Genomic DNA, 18,840 nt, shown 5'->3' with positions numbered 1-18,840 from the left:
CTTAAAATATATCTAAGATCTTATTATTCCTGATTTTGAAATTTAAAACATAATAACTATCGAAGATCCTATTTTCTTCCGGAGAGTTCCAGTGCTGTAGTAATAATACCGCAGATTTTATTTTTTTAATATTTTCGCTATTAACTTTTATTTCTTTTAAATCTAAATCAGTTGATTTATAGCGAAACCTGCCTGTGGCCCCGTTACAATTCACGATAAAACGAACTGTTATTAAGCCAGGATTATTAAAATCTAAGCCTTCCAGCTCATTGAAAATTTCTTTTTTTATTGCTTTTTTTCCTCCTTTATAATCTGTGTCCAGATTGTAATATTGAAATATTTTATCCTCATTGCAAACCTGAAAATTACCATCCTGCTCTTTATCTACGGTAAGATCTCCAACTCGCTTCCCGGATAGATAAAACAGCCATCCGGTTAGCATAAATGAGACTACTAAACTTGTGAATAAGAAAAGGTTGGTTTTATTCTTCAATAGTAAAGTTTAAAGTATATTATGAAAAATGACATACAGAAGAGAGTATTGAACGGGACAAATTATAATTGAAGCTTAGCCGGAAATTGATGCTCTTAATTATGAGTAAAATGATAAAATGCTTTTCCAAATAAATAGCCCATCTGTAAAACTATAAGAGAAAGGATGCACCCTGCTGTGATCAAGCATAGAATCTTAGTTCTTTTATCCGATTTTTTGAGCCTGGCAACAAGAGCCTGGGTAGTATTTTTCATAAGATGATTTCATTTTATAGCTTATTGGTGCGATATTTCAGAATTTGTTACAGTTTTGATTGGCGGGTGTTATGTTTCTGCTGATAGAAAGCATCTGTTAAGTTAAATTGCTGAATTTGATTATTTTAGTGTTTATAATAATTCGTGGAAGTAATTCAGAGATGTTAGCAGAAATTATAAAATCGATTAGAAAATTCACCGACTTAAGTGAACAAGAAATTTCTGAGTTTACCGAAATATCCAAAATTGAAAACTTCGATCCAAAATCTCATTTTATAAGAGCAGGTCAAATTCCCGTTAAATTTGGTATTGTAGTGATCGGCTTGTTCCGTTATGTTTATATTTCGCAAGAGGGCAAAGAATTTACAAAAGTCTTTATGCCTGAAGGGAGTTTTATTAGTTCCTATTCGGCAATGATCTCAAAAACAACTTCTTATTTCTTTATTGAAGCCCTGGAAGAATCAGGGGTTTTAGTCATTTCTTATAATAACTGGCAAAAATTAAAAGCACAAAATCCCAGGTGGAATTTACTGCTGGTTAAATTATTAGAGAAAGGATATTCGGTAAAAGAAAAGCGGGAACGGGAATTCCTGTTACTGGATGCTGAAAGTAGATACCGCATATTTCTGGAAGAATACCCAGACCTGGAAAAAAGGGTAAAACAACATATGATCGCCTCTTATTTGGGTATCACGCCCATTGCCTTAAGCCGAATTAGAAAAAATATGGGCGCATAAACCTATGTTAATGTAATCGTTTTTTTTGCGGTATACCTTTACTCGATAATCGAGATTTAAATACTCCGAGGTTTGCCTCGAAAATTAAACAATGTTCTTAATGAATGTTTCGTGAGCTTGCTTCGAGGTAGTTTACAAATACTAAACATCCGGGGTATGAAAAAATTAATTCCACCATTTCTTTTTCTAATTTGTATTATTCTAATGGTATTGATTAGGAATATGATTGTAATTCTAAAACTTATTCCGCAGCCATATAATTATCTTGGGATTATATTAATTCTGCTGGGTTTAATTATGACTATAAAAGTTAAAAAGCAATTCAATAAAATAAATACCGAAATCCACACCTTCAAAAAACCAAGAAAACTGGTTACAAACGGACTTTTTAAATACAGCAGAAATCCAATTTATCTCGGTTTTTTAATAAGTTTACTTGGAGTTTGGGTCTTATTAGGAACATTGATCCCAATACTTGGCTGTTTACTATTTATTTTGATCACCAATTACTGGTATATTTCCTATGAAGAAAATGAAATGGAAAAACAGTTTGGTGCAGAATATAGAAAATATAAGTCTCGAGTAAATCGGTGGATTTAATAAGACCTAACTTCTTTGTATAAATAATAAGTCAATTATTTTAAATGAAAAGACATCAATACGAACTAAGTGTAGAATGGACGGGTAACGAAGGTAATGGAACTTTAGATTATAAATCTTACAATCGTAATCATAAGATTTTAGCAGAAGGAAAATATGCTGAAATTATGGGTTCGGCAGATCCGGATTTCCTGGGCGATAAAACCAAATATAATCCCGAAGATTTATTTTTATCTTCAATAGCGGCCTGTCATATGCTTTGGTTTTTACATCTATGTTCCAGTCACAAAATTATAGTAATAGCCTATTTGGATAATGCCACGGGTGTAATGGAAGAAGCTCCTAATGGAAGCGGAAAGTTTACCAAAGTCATGCTAAATCCTCAAGTGAAAGTAGCAAAAGAAAGTATGATTCAAAAGGCAAATGAGTTGCACCAGGAAGCAGGTAAAATGTGTTTTATTGCCAATTCCTGTAATTTTGATATTGAATATAACCCCACCACCACCATAAATTAAAAGCAACTAAACCTTAAACAGAATTAACTCCAACTATTTTAAGTGTGAAATACACAATTAAAATAGTTTTATTAAATTGGGGAAAAATTAAAACCTGATTAAAATGCGAAATTTTTTTGTTGGTATAGTAAAAGTTTTTGGAGTTTTCAGTCTTCTTTTAATACCGTTTTCCTGTGGTTCTTCAAAAACCGGAATGGAGGAAACAAAAAGCTTGCAATTTGATAATCCCTTAGCCGAACAAAGAGCAGATCCGTTTGTGACTAAGACCGAAGATGGCAACTATTATTTTATAGCAACCGTTCCGGAATATGATCGAATTGAAATTCGTAAATCAAAAACTATCAATGGCATAAAGGAAGCCGAGCCCGTAATAATATGGCGTAAACATGATAAAGGAGTAATGGGGAATCATATCTGGGCTCCAGAACTGCACCGAATAGACGGAAAATGGTACGTGTATTTCGCAGCCGGTTCAGCAGAAGAAAAATGGAAAATAAGAATGTATGCCCTGTCTAATCCTTCCGCCGATCCTACCAAAGGGGAATGGAAAGAGGAAGGCCAGGTGGTTAGTAACCGGGACGATTTTTCCCTGGATGCGACTACTTTTGAACTGGACGGCCAGCGGTATATGATCTGGACTGATAGGGCTTCAGATACTATAATGAATACCGGCCTGTATATTGCTGAAATGACCAGCCCAATGACTCTTGCAGATAAACAAGTGGTGATTTCACAGCCTACTTACGACTGGGAAATTCAGGGGCACAGGGTAAATGAAGCTCCTGCGGTGCTTGTTCGTCACGGAAAAGTATTTGTAACATTTTCTGCCAGTGCCACCGATGCCAATTATTCCATAGGATTGATGTGGGCCGATAGTGATGCCGATCTTCTTGATCCCACTTCCTGGCATAAATTACCAGAACCGGTATTTTACAGTAATCCCGTTCTGAAGCGTTTTGGTCCCGGCCATAATAGCTTTACGAAAGCTGAAGATGGAGAAACCGATATAATGATTTATCACGCCCGTAATTATAAAGAAATTGATGGCGAACCTCTTTACGACCCAAATAGGCACACCAGGGCAAGAGTATTGAAGTGGAAAGACGGAATGCCCTTTTTTGGCCAGGAGTTAAGTGATAAAGAAATGAGTATGGAAAATATTAAATAGAATGAGGGATTTAGAAAGTTATAATCCGGGATATTTTTAAAGGTGGTAAAACCACCAATAATTTTAGAACTTAAACCTGTTTTTAGTTGAAAATAATAGCAATTAGCAGGTAATAAATATTAGGTTATGAAAACAACATTCAAACACAACGAGCGAATGGCAAAAATGACCTTTGCTTCGGTATATCCACATTATCTTACCAAGGTGGAGAAGAAAGGACGTACAGAAGAAGAACTTGAAAAGGTGATTGAGTGGTTAACCGGTTTTGATAAAAAAAAGCAGAAGGAACTCATTGAAGAAAAAGTAAGCTTCCAAACTTTTTTTGAGCGCGCAAATTTAAATCGGAATGCGCACCTTATTACCGGGGTAATTTGTGGTTACCGCGTAGAGGAAATCGATAATCCCCTAACTCAAAAAGTAAGGTATTTAGACAAGTTGGTAGACGAACTTGCGAAGGCTAAAACTATGGAGAAAATTTTGAGAAGTGATTGAGACATTTTTTACCACCTGGTATATAATAATTCAGTTAGGTAAGTGTTGTATTAAAACTGCCAGTTACTTTTTTGTAAAACGGTTTTAGTCACCCATTTCCTAATATTTTAAAAATAACTAACTATGCCTGAGTGTTTCAAAGATTGATTCTAATTTCAACGGGCGCCAGGCCTTATTTCTACTCAAAATCTTTGTAATTTTGATGCTACTAACTAACAATTCAATCTAAAATTTCTTCAAATTACCCTACTACGAAGAGATGATAAAAAAATCTTAGCTATGTCGTGGTACGTTTTATATACCAAACCCAGGATGGAAAAAAGAGTAGCCAACGGTTTGCAGCAAATGGGCGTTGAGGTCTATTGCCCTTTTATCACAGAGATAAAACAATGGAGCGATAGAAAGAAGAAAATCAAAACGCCTCTCTTTAAATCTTATGTTTTTATAAAGATGGAGGAAAAAAATCGCAACAGAGTTTTTGAGGTCCCCGGCGTGATTCGGTATTTATTTTGGTTAGGCAAACCGGCTATTGTAAGAGATAAGGAGATTAAAGTAATACGCGAATGGCTTGAAGAAGATAAAGTGGATGGCGCAAAAGTAGAGCATCTAAATGAAGGAGATAAAATAACCATTAAAAACGGTGCCTTCAAACAGCAGGAAGCCATAATTCGCGATATTGGAAAGAGAAAAATGCGCCTTGTACTTCCCGAACTTGGGTTTACGTTAGAAGTTCAAACCAAAGAGATTATTTAGATAGAAAATTAGAAATCGATACCCATCATAATTCTGTTTAAACAGGTTTCTTTCGAAATTTTGTTATTTCCCCAAAAACTTATTTAGCCTAAAGGTGGTTGATTCACCTTCCTTTACTCAAAATAAAACTTTAGAGAACACTTTTTAGGCTTACCAGGCAATTTCCTGAGTAAACAAAAAACTTATTATATTTATATTGCCCAATAATTCTTGAGCCCTACCCGATAGATTTCACCTGGAAACAAATTAATATGCAGGAAGAATCTGAATATGCCACGATGTGGGTTAGTGAGGGAATTCTTTTTTTCACATTTAAACCTATAGCTGAACTAGATCTGAAAAAGGCGGAACTACTTGTCGCCAGTAGATTTAAGTTTCAGAATAATACTCCCTATCCAGTTTTATGCAACATTCATAACCTTAAGGTTGTAAGTGAAGAGGCCGCCGAATACCTGGGCAGGGAGGGTGCCACTCTGATCCCGGCCATCTCAGTGCTCTGCACTTTGTATTATCATAGAATTTTGGCAGAAATCTTTCTAAAATTTCACCATCCAGGAAAACCTACTCAAATTTTCAATAATAACCAGCAAGCTCTGGATTTTCTCCAAAAGTATAAGTAATAATTCCTTTTGATATGCTCGCACCACATCAGATATACGATCAGAGGTTTAACCAATTAGTAAAGACTTTGCTTAAAATGGCTTCAGGCAATCTTTCACACAGAATTCCGATTTCAGATGCCATGGACTGGAAAGACACCCTTGGCATGTTAATTAACAATACCAATTTCCGTCTGAATTGGATGTTTAATGAAATCAAGAAAACCCAGGTTTTTACACGTCCTCAAATTATTCTTCTAACAAATTCAAAGAAAGAATTGCTGACTCATACCGATGTGAATCATGAAATTATCTCAAAGGAATTAATACCAAAAACAATTAGTGACCTGCTAACTAGAGACGGAAAAAGAAAATTTTTAAAACACTGGAATGAATGGGATAAAAAATCCTTAGGCTGTTATGATATGGGGATCCTGGATTTTAAGGAAGAGAGTGAATTATTAATTCCTTTGCATATACAAGTAATACAAACCAGAGTATTGTTAGAGGATTCCTGGTATATTATTATAGGCTTTGATCCTCAGCAACCGGTTCCTCCCATAGCCACACCGGAACAAGATACTTTACAAACTTTTCCCGGTAAAAAAGCTAAAAACAACTCTAAGACAATTGGCGATTTTTTACTGGCCCAAAAAGTACATGATGTACTTCTTAAATACCAAACTTCATTCATTCCTTCATTAGAGTTTACTGCTGGGGAAGCAGGAGCCAGTATAAGTGCTATGCAGAAAGCTTTCAAAGATCGGTACGGTATGGCAGTATTAAAATACGATATGGAAAAGCGCCTTGAGGCCAGTACTTTTTTACTAGAGAAAAGCGATATTAAAATAAAGGACGTGGCTACTAATTATGGTTTCAAAACATCTTCTCACTACTGTAATCGCTTTCGGAAAAAATATGGAATATCGCCTTTGCAATTCCGAAAGAAGGCCTTCTTTGATAGACATAATTAGGCCAAGGAAGAAAAATACTCCCCGAGAACATTTCATGGTTCATCTGGAATATGATTATTGCAGACCTTTATATTCATAGAAAAAGAAAAAAAACTATTCTGGATTTATATTCTTTTTAAACTCAATATTCTAATTGAATTAAAAAGAAGAGAATAGTTCTAAAAATATTATTGCGCGATGATGCAGGTGAGGCCGAATACCTGTTTTACAACGGCATATTTATTAACAATTAAATTTAAATATTATGAAATTTAGAAAATTAATATTACCGATGATGGCATTTATATTTGCCATAGGATTGACTTTTGCTACTGTAGATTCAGAACCGAAACTCGAATTATCAGAAAGTGATAGCTATGCAACCATGTATGTAAATATTGGAAACAACTGGTATCCAATTGAGGTTGACTGTGGAATAGGAGATGCGGAATGCCGTGTATCATTTGAAGAAGACCCGACCCTGGGGGCTACCTATCAGGTATACAATTCGGAAGATCTGGGTGATCCTGCAATAGGAGTGGTAGATATCAAGAGCCTTGAAGGTTTTCCTCCTACTGATTAATTAAATGATTAGTGTACAGCCTTATTTGGCTGTACACTTTTTTCATTCGCATGCCTAATTCGCTATTATTTATTTTCTTTTGGAAGCATTTTAAAAATTATCGGTTTATTGCTTAAATAATTATTGGCTGTTTCTTGTATATCATTTGGATGTAAGGAATTAATAAATGCATTTCTTTCTTCTTTATCCAACCAAGGATAATTATCCTTCGAATGCCTTAGCATTTTGGCTAAAGCAAGGCCATAGCTTATTTTATCATTTAATTGTGTTTTTTTTAATTTTTCAAAAAATGAAATTTCTACAGGTGAGCTCTTCAGCTCCTCAATAAAGTTTTGAACTTCTCCAATTAATCGTTCAACATCTTTAGGGTCTGAATTAAAACCAATAGGAATTTCAATATAATTATGGGAGTTAACAATATTTAAACCAGGCGTCACCTCATAAGTGCCTCCTTCTTCGGATTTAAATCGTAATCGACGCATTAACGATTCTTTCATAATATGGTTTAAGAGAATCAACTTGATTTCTTCCTGCCAGTCCATAGAGGAAATATTCGATTCCTTCACATAAACCATTTTAACCATCGTGGAATTCAAAGATGCTACAGAATGAAAAGTCTTTGATTCAACCGGTAGAACTAATGATTCTTCACTTTTACTTATACACCTTGAATATTCCGATGTGACAGGGAGATTACCAAGATATTTTCGGCAAAGATTTAAAACTTCTTCCTCATTAAAATCGCCTGAAAATAAAAAGGTGAAATTTTCCGCATCATTGAAGATTTGATTAAAGATTTCCTTGGCCCTATTTAAATCTGTATAGGCCAACCCTTCAATAAATTTCCGGCCTTTTGGCTTAAAATCATTGTCAGGTAAAACTTCTCGGATGTTACTTTCAAAGTTTTCTACGGGATAATTTTGATATGCTATATAAATTTTCTGATAAGTCTTCCAATCTTCAAAGGCCGTAGTATTAAAATTAGGAGAGGTAAAATACAAGTATACTAATTGCAAAGCAGTTTCTATATCTTTTAAAGCAATATTAGCCTTAATTCCTGCTGCATCATTTTCAATATAAGGGGATACAAAACCTTTAAATCTGTAGCGGTCTAAATATCGCTCTAATTCAAATTTATTAAGTTTCCCCACTCCCGAATTCCTCGTTATTTCCGTTGCGTTTAAAGCAGAAAAATAATCTTCTTGTGGAAAGCATTTTATCCCGTGTTGCGAAAAACCCTGAAATACTATTTTATTCTCACCTGCACCCTTACCTGAAGAATGGTTTTGTGAATCTTTTAATATAATGCGTAGCCCATTTTTCAATTGATAGCTTTTAGCTCCAGTGATTTCAGTCTCTAAAACTTTTACCGATGTTTTCTCCAGTGCGTTAGTTTGCACAGTATCCATTAAACTTAACTTCTTTTCAGGGCGATCAGGTTTTTCCACCGTTTCATTGCTTATTTCATTTATCCAATTTTTTATCTTTTTTTCGGGATTCTTTAACGCAGGATCACCTTTATATGCCACAATACTTATATCTTCTGGTTTATCCTTAATGTAATTTTTTATAGCATTATGAAATTCTTCCTTTTCCAGGTTTTGTAAAATCCTTTCCTGAAGCTGTTCCTTGTTTTCGGGTAAAGCCTCTCCGTAGACAAAATGATTAATGATTTGACTTTTCCAATAAGACAGGCTTAAGGTGTCGGATTGCCTAATTGAATTAAGATATTCTGCTTTGCCAAGATTGAAATCTTCGGTAGAAAACCCGTATTGCTTTATTCCTTTCAAGGTTTTGAGTGCAGTATCAATATAATCCTTTTTTAATCCTTCCATTGGAACAATTTCGAGTTTCAAAGCGGCAGGGGGGTTCAGAAATTCAGCTCGAATTGCGCTAAAAGTGTTGTACTGTTGTAGTACTTGTAAGTACTTTTTGTTCAATAGTTCGATAAATAAATTCCTTATCAATTGATCCTTTAACCCATTATTACTTTGATCCTTAATATTGATATTTTGACGGAAGTAAAAATTTAAATGTATGGGTTTATATATTAAATAGTCATTATCACCTTGCAGTTCTTTTTTGTAGAATTGAGGTGTTTTATCAAGGTAATTCATTTGATCAACAGTAGGATCGACAGGATTACCCGGCTCCTTTTTTTTATCAAATTTTTCATTAATCTCTTTTTCCACCTTATCAATATTGTCTATATTTCCAACTATGACAATAGCCATTAAATCGGGACGATACCATCTTTTATAGAACTCAATTAATTTTTCATGATCAAATGTTTTTATATGTTTTTCGAAATCTTCGGGGATTTCGGCACCCCAGCCTGTAATTTGCTGTTCCAAATGAAATGAATGGATTCCCAAGTTAAAAACCCCACCGTTTGTTTCATCAAAAACAGTTATTCTCTCCAGGTCTATACTCTTTTCGTTCAGTTCTAAATTCCATAAAATATCTTTGAAAAATTTTAAAGTCAGGGATATACCTTTTTCATTATTGTCAGAAACCTGAACGAAATAATCTGTGTAATTTCCAGCAGTAAATCCATTGAGTTGTGACAGACGTACCCCGGCTTCATCAAAAAGATGGGTAGATTTCTTTCTTGAAATATTTTTTCCAGCGACAAAGCCCAAATGTTCTGTAATATGAGCAAAGTCTAACTCCCCATCTTTTTCTTGTTTAATACCAGCTTTGACTACAAGTCTTATATTTAATCCGGCACCGGGATTATCAATGGGTTTAATATAGTAAGTCAGCCCGTTGGGTAATTTTCCATACCTGATATTGGCATCAAGTGGTATACTATCGTTGGAATTACTCGTGTTAGCCAACGAAATACTAATTATGAGGTTGAGAATAAGCGATAGGAATATGCTTTTTTTTGTTCTGATCATCACGTTATTAAAAATTATTGTTTGATATTAATAACCTGAATTTTGAGTCAGGTTAGGATTTTTTAATAGTTCATCTTCTGGAATGGGATATAAAATATCGGTATCATCCCAAAGTGGTTTTTTTGAAGATAAAACAGCCCCTGCTTTATCTTTACGTTTAAGGTCCAGCCATCGGTGACCCCATTCTGTAAATAATTCTTTTCTGCGTTCTTCCAGGATGAGGTTTATTACCTTATCTGATGTGATACTTGGATCATCTAGATCTAGAGGGATTAGATCTGACCGCTGCCTTATATCATTCAAATCACTAATGCTCTCGGCCAATTTACCCAGCTCAGCACGAGCTTCAGCCCTTATTAAATATTGTTCTGCAAGGCGCATAACCATAGAGTATTCTAAATTTCCATCTATGGTATTTTTAACCTTATATTTATAAGGAAAATAGTAGCTCTCATTTTCTGTTTCTAAAAGTCCGATCCATTGATCCAGTCGGGCGTCATTGCTCTCAAATGATTCTATAAGGTCCTCGGTTAGAGCAACACGTCCAGGATCATCGAGCAAAATAAACAATGCACCTTCCTGGGTATTGCTTCTGGAAGATCCTCCTTCCAGGGGAGATATTTGCCAGATAGCCTCTCTGCTGTTAGCCATAAATACTTCTTCATGGGGTAATAGTTCAAAAGTTTCTGATGCATCAATTATTTCCGTACTATAAGTCTCCGCCAGTTCCCATTCTCCCACATTTAGATACACCCTTGCCAGCAATGCCAAAGCCGTAAACCTGTTAGCACGTAATCGTTCGCCATTCTCGTAGGTATTCCCTAATTGTTCGGCGGCAATTTCTAAATCTTGAACGATCTGAGAATAAATTTCGGAGGTGCTATTTCTGGTTTTCCGAGAATTTATTTCGTAATCGGTGGCTAAAACTAACGGCACCTCGCCGTATAGATTGACCAAGTAGTAATAGGTGAATGCCCGAATAAAACGGGCTTCTCCAGTAAGCTTTTTATTTAATTCCGTGGATATATTGTTATTTCCAGTTAGACCTTCTATCACGGCATTGGACATATAAATAATATTATAGGCGCTTGACCAAATGCCCAGGTTATAGCTGTTTTTGATAAAAATTTCATTTTCTTCAAACTCAAGTAGATTTTCGGTTGTTACCGTGGCCTTCAGATTATCCGCCGATAGGGCAGAAAGAACAGTAATTGATGTCTGAAAACCACCGGAGAAGTTTGCTTGGTATAGTTCATTATAAATACCTTTTACCGCACTATTAGCAGTTTTATCCCTGTTAAAAACACTTTCATTGATTATCCTATCATCAGGAATTTCAATTTCAACAAAATCTTCACAGGAAAGTTGTAAAACGATGGAAAGAGCCAGTACGAGAATTTTGATATATTTCATCATATTTATTTTTAAAGGGTTAATCTGAGACCGGAAGTAATGGTACGCATAGGAGGAACTGCCATGCCTCCTTGAGGATCGAGGCCAAGGTAATCTGTCATTGTAAATAAATTTTGACCGTGTATATAAAGGTCCAGTTCTTTCAATCCTATACGTTCTACAAAAGACTCCGAGAATTGGTAACTAAGCGAAAGTGTTTTTAAACGTAAAAAGGATGCGTCCGTTATCATTTCATCAGATAGCATTGCATTAGAAAATGCAGCAGAAGAAGGGGTAGATGTGGATAGCTGTTGAATGTTTGTTTGGTCTCCCGGCTGGGTCCATGCATCCAAAATTTGTGTAGAATTATTACCGTAGGTACCCGGAGAATTTGCTATTTCAAAGAGATAGCTATGTCGATTCTGTTTTATATATTCAAAAAGAAAACCGAGGTTGAAATTTTTTATTTTAATTGTATTCTGAACTCCTCCATAATACTTTCTGCCTACGAAAGCTGTGCCTGTTCTGTCACTAAAATCCAGTCTACCATCTTCATTTACATCCTGTACCTCATAGCGTCCTGTTTCAGGATTAATACCTTCATATCTATAGACCAAGGCTATACTTAAAGGCTCTCCAACCTTATAGGTTTGTCTATAAGGAGTTAGATCCAAATTATCAAACTCTACCAATTTATTTTTAGGGAGTGTGAAATTTAAAAAAGTCCTCCAGGAAAATTCCTCATTTTGAACATTTGTTGTATTTAGGGCTATTTCCCAACCAGAATTTTCAATGGTGGCGGGAAGATTGGCCTGTACTGAACTAAATCCTGTTATGGCTGGTAAAGGATAGCCGGTTAACTGATTGGAAGACCTGTTTCTATACCAGTTAATTTCTAAGTTTATACGATCGTCTAAAAGACCGAGTTGTAAAGCGGCTTCTAACTTTTTATTGATTTCCCAAGAAAAGTTCGGATTATAAAGTTTAGTGGGGTATAAACCGCCAGGGCCATCCGTAGCTTCGTAAGTATCCATAAAACCATAATCCGGAATCTGATCACTTCCAGTAGTTCCGTAACTACCCCTAAGTTTTCCAAAACTTAAAAAGGGCAAATTTCTCTTAATAAAAGCTTCTTCCGAAAAGATCCAGGCTGCGCCTACGGCTCCAAAATTTGCAATACGTTTATTTGGTCCAAACCTAGAGGAACCATCTTTTCGCCCAGTAATATTTAAATAATATTTATTCTTCCAATCCAGGCCCAATCGACCAAATATAGCGGCATAGCGGTAATTTATTTCTTGGTCCGAAGTTACCCTTACCTCATCCGCCGCACTAAGGTTTCCAACTAGACTATCATCACCATAACCAGTACCGTCCATTGTTAAAAGATTATTTTGATTTTCCTGAAAAGTTAATCCAGTAATTGCATTTATATTAAAAGCACCGAATTGCTTATTATAGGTCATTTGAGGTTCTATGATCCAGGAATTTCTACGGGTATCGGTATGATAGGAGAAAAGACTTATATATCCCCAAGTAACAGGATTAAAAGCATTAATGAGATTTTTTGTAACCTCTCCGCTTTTCAAATTAGAGTAACCAAAATTAGTTTTAAACTCCAGACCTTTTCCAAAGTTGTATTTTAAGCTAAGATTGCTTAACAGACTATTGGTTTCTATATCTTGAGGTTTGAATAAGCCGTTTAGTGGATTGGTCCAGCTGTTTTCTGCCCAATTTAAGGTGCCATCTTCATTATATAATTCAGGGGCATTTGGAGGTAGGGTGACTGCCATTCTTACAAAATCGGAACCGAAGAATAGCTGGTTATTGTCTACACCATAATTTGCTGTAAGGTCCAACGCAAATTTATTGTCTTTTGATCGGTGATTTAAACTAAGATTTGCGGTCACTTTATTATATTCAAAAGTTCCAGGGAACACCGATCCTTCTTTTCTATATGAACCTCCCAGTCTGAACGACGTTTGTTCATTGCCTCCAGATACTGCTATATTTAAATCTGTTATTGGAGAAGTTCCTCCCAATAATTCTTCCTGCCAATCCGTTTCCTGATTTTGATCCCAACGAAGTAGGTCTCTAGCATTATACTCATTAGGAGTGGCTCCGTCATTTTCAAATGCTGTTCGGCGGACTTCCAAATATTCTGCAGTGTTCATTAAATCCATCCGATTGGAAACCTTTGAAAAGCCGGTGTATAATTTAGCCTCCACCTGGGTATCGCCGCCTTTATTTCTTTTAGTACTAATAAGTACGACTCCATTGGCCCCTCTTGAACCATAAATCGCTGTGGCATCGGCATCTTTTAAAACCTCAATGCTCTCTATATTTGATAAGTTTAGAGTACTTAATGGGTCCATACCGCTATTTTGGGTGAATGGACTTATACTATTTATGGAGTTGGCATTAATTGGTACCCCGTCTATTATAAACAGTGGTTGGTCACCTTCTAGTCTAAGACTGTTCCTTCCGCGAATGCGGATAGAGGAAGCTGCTCCCCGAACTCCGTTTGGTTGTTCTACTTCTACACCGGCCATCCTTCCTTGTAATGCTTCCAGTGGACTTACTATTGGCTGTTGCTCAATATCTTCACTCGTAACTCGTGAAATACTACCCGTTCTTTTTCTGTCTGTAGTGTTATAATACCCAGCATTTATCTTTACTTCACCAAGAGCGGCAATGTCTTCTTGCAGTTGTATGTCTATTTCTGTCCGTCCATCTATTTCGATTTCGACGGTAGTATAGCCTATAAAAGAGAATACTAAAACTCCATTTGCAGGAGCTGTAATATTATATTCCCCATCTAGGTTGGTCACGGTACCACGGTTGGTATTTTTTATTGTAATGGTAACTCCTGGAATAGGAAGCCCATTTTGATCTTGTACTATACCCGATACTTCTTGTTGTTGCAAGGGTAGAGGAGAGGTAGTTGCTGCAGTTGCAACCATTGACAGGAACATTAGCATTCCGCCAAGAATAATTAGCGCCACCCATTTAAGGCGCGAGTAATTATTTTTCATAATTTTACGTGTGTTTTGAATGAAACATTGTTTTATTTAAGCCTAAACCTTCCCCTCCGGACGTCAATCTTAGGGGAATGTTTTGGGCTTAATGCCTTAGGCTAACTCACTTTTCTTTTCATTTTGCAATTTTCTTCACTCTTTTACCGAAACCTTAGCCTTGACCGGAAGGGCAAGAGCATCCAGTTTTTTCAAGCATCGGTAAGGGCTTTATGAATTTGCTAAGTTCTTTAGAGGGTATCATTTAGGTGCTCCAGATTTGTTGGAGACTATGAAGAAAATAACTTAAATAGGATTTCTGGGTTTAACTGAAAATAGCCGTTCTGCGGCCGATGGGCCGTTGAAGAGGGAGTCGCCGCCCTGGGTGGCGGAAATGAGTACTATGTAAAATAAAAAACCCGTTTTCATATTGATTAGTTGAAAACGAGTCTCTCCAGTATAGATAGAACCAAATACTATAGCGGGCTCTATCAACCGCACTGCGGGCTTCCGACGGCCAACGGAACGGGATTACGATAGAGCCCTTGGTGCTATAGCGGTACGAATGTACACAAAATATCACCCCGGGCATTAACCTACCGTCTCGTCCGTTAAGCAAATTGTCGGAATTCGCAGTCGAGACTCTTTGTTAATACTATATTAGTAAGTGTAGAGATTATTTATATTATAAAAGATAAAATAATTCATACACATGACGTATTGTATAAAACAATATTAAATATAATTATTGTAAAAACCAAATTATATATTACTAATTTAGTAATAATTATAACTGATACTGTATTATTTAATTGATTTACAGGCAGATAACCCCATTTTTGATAGACAAAAAAAGATCTGTCATGAAATCGAAAAACACAAGAGACCATAATACTGCAAAAGAAGATCCGAATGTTAATGCAAAGACTTTGAAGAAAGCATTAAGAACCTTAAAATCCAGATTTGCAACTAATGATATAAAAAATATGAAAGAAATTCCCGGAGAATATATTACAGGTATTCGAAGTGCGCTTGGCCTAGGATACAACACTTTAATCAATCGTTATCATGATCCAAGGAAGTTAACGTTGGAAGATATCCTGAATACTGCTGACATTACTAACACTGAATATGAGACCGTACTAAAAGTTGCAATACGCGAGGCAGTATATAATCATACCAAAAGAGATATTTCCAAACTTCTGCCCAAGGAAGGGGAAACTACCGATTAGCAGATGGAGCTCCGTTGGAACGCAGTCGAATCGCGTTCTCTCCTCTCGCTAGTTTTCCGACCTCACCACTAACTTTAGTAACTTTAACCTATGCGCAGAAACTATAAATTCATCAATCCCATTTTTTCGAGAGCCTAACGTGACCGTTCCAAAACTTCGAGATTAACTAAGCTGATTCTTTGCCAGTTAAATATGTATAGGGATGAGGTTATTTATGTGAAGTTAATTTAATGAGAAGAATTTTGAATTGTCTTTAACTTTATTTATTGAAGTGAATGTTTTTATTTTAACATTTTTGTGCAATGCTTTTTCCTGGAGATCTTCAACTCGATAGACTTTCCCCTTGAACGAAATCGACGGCAATGGCTTAAAATTAATTATCATGACAATTCAACTAAATTTTAGATGTATAAACAATAGTTATTCACAAGAATATGCTGATCAATATCACTGTGGAAAAGAAAGTGAAAATAATAGAAAATACCATTGGGGGCACTCCTTTGAGGTTCCTGATGTTATTGAAATTTCCAAACCTGATGAGCATTTTAAATTAATAGCAGAATTAGAAGATGGAACACAACTTCAAAAGGAAATTGAAGATGTGTATATATTAAGACTAAAATTTGATGATGGCCAGAACAAAGACTGTGCAGTCTCCAGGACTATCCTTAAAAAGACCAACGAAGCCTACCTGGAGAAGGAAGGAATAAATCGCTTTTGCTTTTACCTAAATGAAGAACCTAAAGCCCTGGAAGTTTTAGATGGGGTTTATCTTACTGAAGAAGATGCCTATGGGGAAGATTTTGTAGTCGTGTAAGAAAAGAAAAAATCTAGCTTACGAATGGAGTTTTTAAATGATTATTTGAATCTGGATTGAGCATTAAAACTCCAGGTTAAGAAAAACAAGAAATATCTTGCTTAAAGACTTATGGAACCCCCACCAGGGGAGTTCTAACACTAAAGGAAAAAATTAAGAGGCCCTATTAAAGAATCCATTATTTCAATACTTTATTCCTTTCAGGGTAAGAAACCAGCTTTTAAATTTACTACTCAAAGATTTCACTAACCCGTTTGGCATTTTTAAACAAATGGGGCAAAATCATGCGGTTCTATTAAGTTAATTATAAATTTCTTGAAAAAATTAGCTAATAATTATGCTTAGAATGTTTAGATACATTAAAAATAACTTTAAGTAAGGACCATCTTTTCTTCATTTTCATTAACAAAAAGGGGATTAAATTTAATTATTAATGAAAGTTAAATTTAGTTAATAATTTTAACATTTATAACTTGGTAAGGCCTTAAGATGTACTCTATCTTCGCGGCTTTAACGGAAAACAAATTCTATTTACGCTTTTCCATAATTTTTTTGAATTGTTGGCGTTATTAAGTCCAACAACTATTAAAAATAGTTAATAAAGTAAGCTGCAGTGAGTGCTTAAAATGGGACTCACTGTGGCGAAGCCATTTTTAGTTGGCATTGGTAAGTTGCAGTTACCGGTTTTTTAACCCACAACTCATAACCGATAACTGAAAAATCCAAATCTATCGTCTACGGACTAACAAACCTACTTTGCAGCTCCCTACAACTGCAGGAAACTTAAAAATGTTTATGGTGTAACTCTCACCCGCACTCCGGCGGAAAAAAATCTAAATTTTTTAGTAATAAAATTAAAACATTTGTGAAGATGTTTAAAGCTACGCTTTTGTTTTGAAGTTACAGATTGATCATAATTTATAGAGTAAAATGAACGAGAATATTAAAATTGCAGTAATTGGCCTTGGATATGTAGGGCTGCCCCTGGCGAGGCTTTTCGCTACTAAATTTCCCGTAATAGGATTTGATATCAATAAAGCCAGGGTAGCCGAGCTTCAAAATGGTCACGACAGTACGCTCGAAGTAGAAGATGAAATTCTTCAACAGGTTCTTGTTCGTGATAACAAGGATCTATCTATTCGTCATCCTGAACTTGTCACCTCGAGCGCAGGATCTACTGGAAATCGTCACCCTGAACTCGTTTCAGAGCCTGCCCCGAAATTTACTCGGGGATCTAACATGAATGAAACTCAAAATGGTTTATACATTACTCATAACCTGGAAGACATCGCCAACTGCAACCACTACATCATCACCGTCCCCACTCCAATAGACAAAAATAACCGCCCCGATCTTACGCCGCTATATAAATCCAGCGAGAATGTAGGAAAAGTTTTGAAAAAAGGTGATATCGTGATCTATGAATCTACTGTGTACCCGGGCGTAACTGAAGACGAATGTGTGCCGGTATTGGAACGAAGCAGTGGACTCAAATTCAATGAAGACTTTTTTGTAGGTTATTCGCCGGAACGTATTAACCCGGGAGATAAAGAACATACCGTAGAAAAAATATTAAAGGTAACTGCTGGTTCTACTCCAGAGATCGGGCAACAAGTAGATGCTTTATATAAAGCAGTGATCACAGCCGGGACGCATTTAGCACCGACCATTAAAGTAGCCGAAGCCGCTAAGGTGATAGAAAACTCCCAAAGAGATATCAATATTGCTTTTGTAAACGAATTGGCCAAGATTTTTAATAAGATGGAGATTGATACCAATGATGTTTTAGAAGCTGCCGGTACCAAATGGAACTTTTTACCTTTTAGACCGGGACTTGTTGGCGGACACTGTATTGGGGTAGACCCGTATTACCTGGCGCAAAAGGCCCAGGAGCTGGGATACCATCCTGAAATTATTCTTGCCGGTAGACGTATGAATGACTCTATGGGAAAATATGTGGCCAGTGAGGTAATTAAACTGATGCTACAAAATGAACTAAAAGTAAAAGGTGCCAACATTTTGGTATTGGGAATCACTTTTAAAGAGAATTGCCCGGATGTGCGGAATACCAAAGTGGTAGATGTAGTTAAAGAACTGCAATCTTATGGCACCAATATTACTATTTACGATCCTTTGGCGAATCCGGCAGAAGTAAAACACGAATATGGTCTGCAAACCACCAACAAATTACCCAAGCAAAGATTTGATGCCGTAGTATTAACTGTTGCACATAAGGAATTTTTAGAGATGGAATTGGATGCTCTTAAAAATGATAGTGCGGTGGTATATGATGTAAAGGGGATTTTGGGTGAAAAAGCCAATAATAAATTATAGG

The 18,840-nt window shown here is 36.0% G+C and carries 16 protein-coding genes; 12 read left to right on the top strand and 4 right to left on the bottom strand.

Annotation, left to right across the window (positions count from 1 at the left end):
* Window position 1: 1 nt before the first annotated feature.
* Window positions 2–493, bottom strand: coding sequence for a hypothetical protein (locus B4F31_RS05580; protein ID WP_286760836.1), 492 nt, complete (start codon window positions 491–493; stop codon window positions 2–4).
* Between the two features lie 415 nt (window positions 494–908).
* Between B4F31_RS05580 and B4F31_RS05575 the strand changes: the two genes are divergently transcribed.
* The 9 genes from B4F31_RS05575 to B4F31_RS05535 all read left to right on the top strand — a co-directional run bounded on the left by B4F31_RS05575 (window position 909) and on the right by B4F31_RS05535 (window position 7,147).
* Window positions 909–1,484 (top strand): Crp/Fnr family transcriptional regulator, encoded by a 576-nt coding sequence (locus tag B4F31_RS05575; RefSeq protein WP_286760835.1) that lies wholly within the window; start codon window positions 909–911, stop codon window positions 1,482–1,484.
* A 156-nt stretch (window positions 1,485–1,640) separates the two neighbouring features.
* A complete protein-coding gene (locus B4F31_RS05570) occupies window positions 1,641–2,084 on the top strand; it encodes a methyltransferase family protein (RefSeq protein WP_286760834.1) in 444 nt (147 codons plus the stop codon).
* A gap of 44 nt (window positions 2,085–2,128) precedes the next feature.
* Window positions 2,129–2,599, top strand: a complete 471-nt coding sequence (locus B4F31_RS05565) for an OsmC family protein (protein ID WP_286760833.1) — start codon at window positions 2,129–2,131, stop codon at window positions 2,597–2,599.
* A gap of 103 nt (window positions 2,600–2,702) precedes the next feature.
* Window positions 2,703–3,767: a glycoside hydrolase family 43 protein gene (locus tag B4F31_RS05560; protein WP_286760832.1), complete on the top strand. Its 1,065-nt coding sequence runs from the start codon at window positions 2,703–2,705 to the stop codon at window positions 3,765–3,767.
* A 126-nt stretch (window positions 3,768–3,893) separates the two neighbouring features.
* Window positions 3,894–4,259, top strand: a complete 366-nt coding sequence (locus B4F31_RS05555) for a DUF2200 domain-containing protein (protein WP_286760831.1) — start codon at window positions 3,894–3,896, stop codon at window positions 4,257–4,259.
* A gap of 279 nt (window positions 4,260–4,538) precedes the next feature.
* Complete coding sequence (gene nusG / locus B4F31_RS05550; RefSeq protein WP_093304139.1) at window positions 4,539–5,012, top strand: transcription termination/antitermination protein NusG; 474 nt, start codon at window positions 4,539–4,541, stop codon at window positions 5,010–5,012.
* 251 nt (window positions 5,013–5,263) lie between these two features.
* The gene (locus tag B4F31_RS05545; protein WP_286760830.1) at window positions 5,264–5,632 is read left to right on the top strand and encodes a hypothetical protein; all 369 of its coding nucleotides are present in this window, start codon (window positions 5,264–5,266) and stop codon (window positions 5,630–5,632) included.
* 14 nt (window positions 5,633–5,646) lie between these two features.
* Window positions 5,647–6,585 (top strand): helix-turn-helix domain-containing protein, encoded by a 939-nt coding sequence (locus B4F31_RS05540; protein ID WP_286760829.1) that lies wholly within the window; start codon window positions 5,647–5,649, stop codon window positions 6,583–6,585.
* 244 nt (window positions 6,586–6,829) lie between these two features.
* Window positions 6,830–7,147, top strand: coding sequence for a DUF6520 family protein (locus B4F31_RS05535; RefSeq protein WP_286760828.1), 318 nt, complete (start codon window positions 6,830–6,832; stop codon window positions 7,145–7,147).
* Window positions 7,148–7,212: 65 nt separating this feature from the next.
* Here the strand turns inward: B4F31_RS05535 and B4F31_RS05530 are convergent, their stop codons facing one another.
* The 3 genes from B4F31_RS05530 to B4F31_RS05520 are packed head-to-tail and all read right to left on the bottom strand — an operon-like array spanning window position 7,213 to window position 14,477.
* Window positions 7,213–10,050: a M16 family metallopeptidase gene (locus tag B4F31_RS05530; protein WP_286760827.1), complete on the bottom strand. Its 2,838-nt coding sequence runs from the start codon at window positions 10,048–10,050 to the stop codon at window positions 7,213–7,215.
* 27 nt (window positions 10,051–10,077) lie between these two features.
* Window positions 10,078–11,463: a RagB/SusD family nutrient uptake outer membrane protein gene (locus B4F31_RS05525; RefSeq protein ID WP_286760826.1), complete on the bottom strand. Its 1,386-nt coding sequence runs from the start codon at window positions 11,461–11,463 to the stop codon at window positions 10,078–10,080.
* An 11-nt stretch (window positions 11,464–11,474) separates the two neighbouring features.
* The gene (locus B4F31_RS05520; RefSeq protein WP_286760825.1) at window positions 11,475–14,477 is read right to left on the bottom strand and encodes a SusC/RagA family TonB-linked outer membrane protein; all 3,003 of its coding nucleotides are present in this window, start codon (window positions 14,475–14,477) and stop codon (window positions 11,475–11,477) included.
* Between the two features lie 842 nt (window positions 14,478–15,319).
* On the opposite strand from B4F31_RS05520, the gene B4F31_RS05515 reads away from it, so the two are divergent.
* The 3 genes from B4F31_RS05515 (at window position 15,320) to B4F31_RS05505 (ending at window position 18,839) form a co-directional block, all read left to right on the top strand.
* Entirely contained in the window at window positions 15,320–15,688 is a 369-nt protein-coding gene (locus B4F31_RS05515; protein ID WP_286760824.1) for a hypothetical protein, read from the top strand.
* Window positions 15,689–16,070: 382 nt separating this feature from the next.
* On the top strand, window positions 16,071–16,505 hold the full coding sequence (locus B4F31_RS05510; protein WP_286760823.1) for a hypothetical protein: 435 nt from the start codon (window positions 16,071–16,073) through the stop codon (window positions 16,503–16,505).
* Window positions 16,506–17,435: 930 nt separating this feature from the next.
* The gene (locus B4F31_RS05505; protein ID WP_286760822.1) at window positions 17,436–18,839 is read left to right on the top strand and encodes a nucleotide sugar dehydrogenase; all 1,404 of its coding nucleotides are present in this window, start codon (window positions 17,436–17,438) and stop codon (window positions 18,837–18,839) included.
* Window position 18,840: the final 1 nt, after the last annotated feature.

Source organism: Salegentibacter sp. UBA1130, assembly GCF_002311535.1.
GTDB classification, from domain to species: domain Bacteria; phylum Bacteroidota; class Bacteroidia; order Flavobacteriales; family Flavobacteriaceae; genus Salegentibacter; species Salegentibacter agarivorans.
The sequence above is the reverse complement of the archived record's forward strand: the minus strand, read 5'-3'. Positions and strand labels throughout refer to the sequence as shown.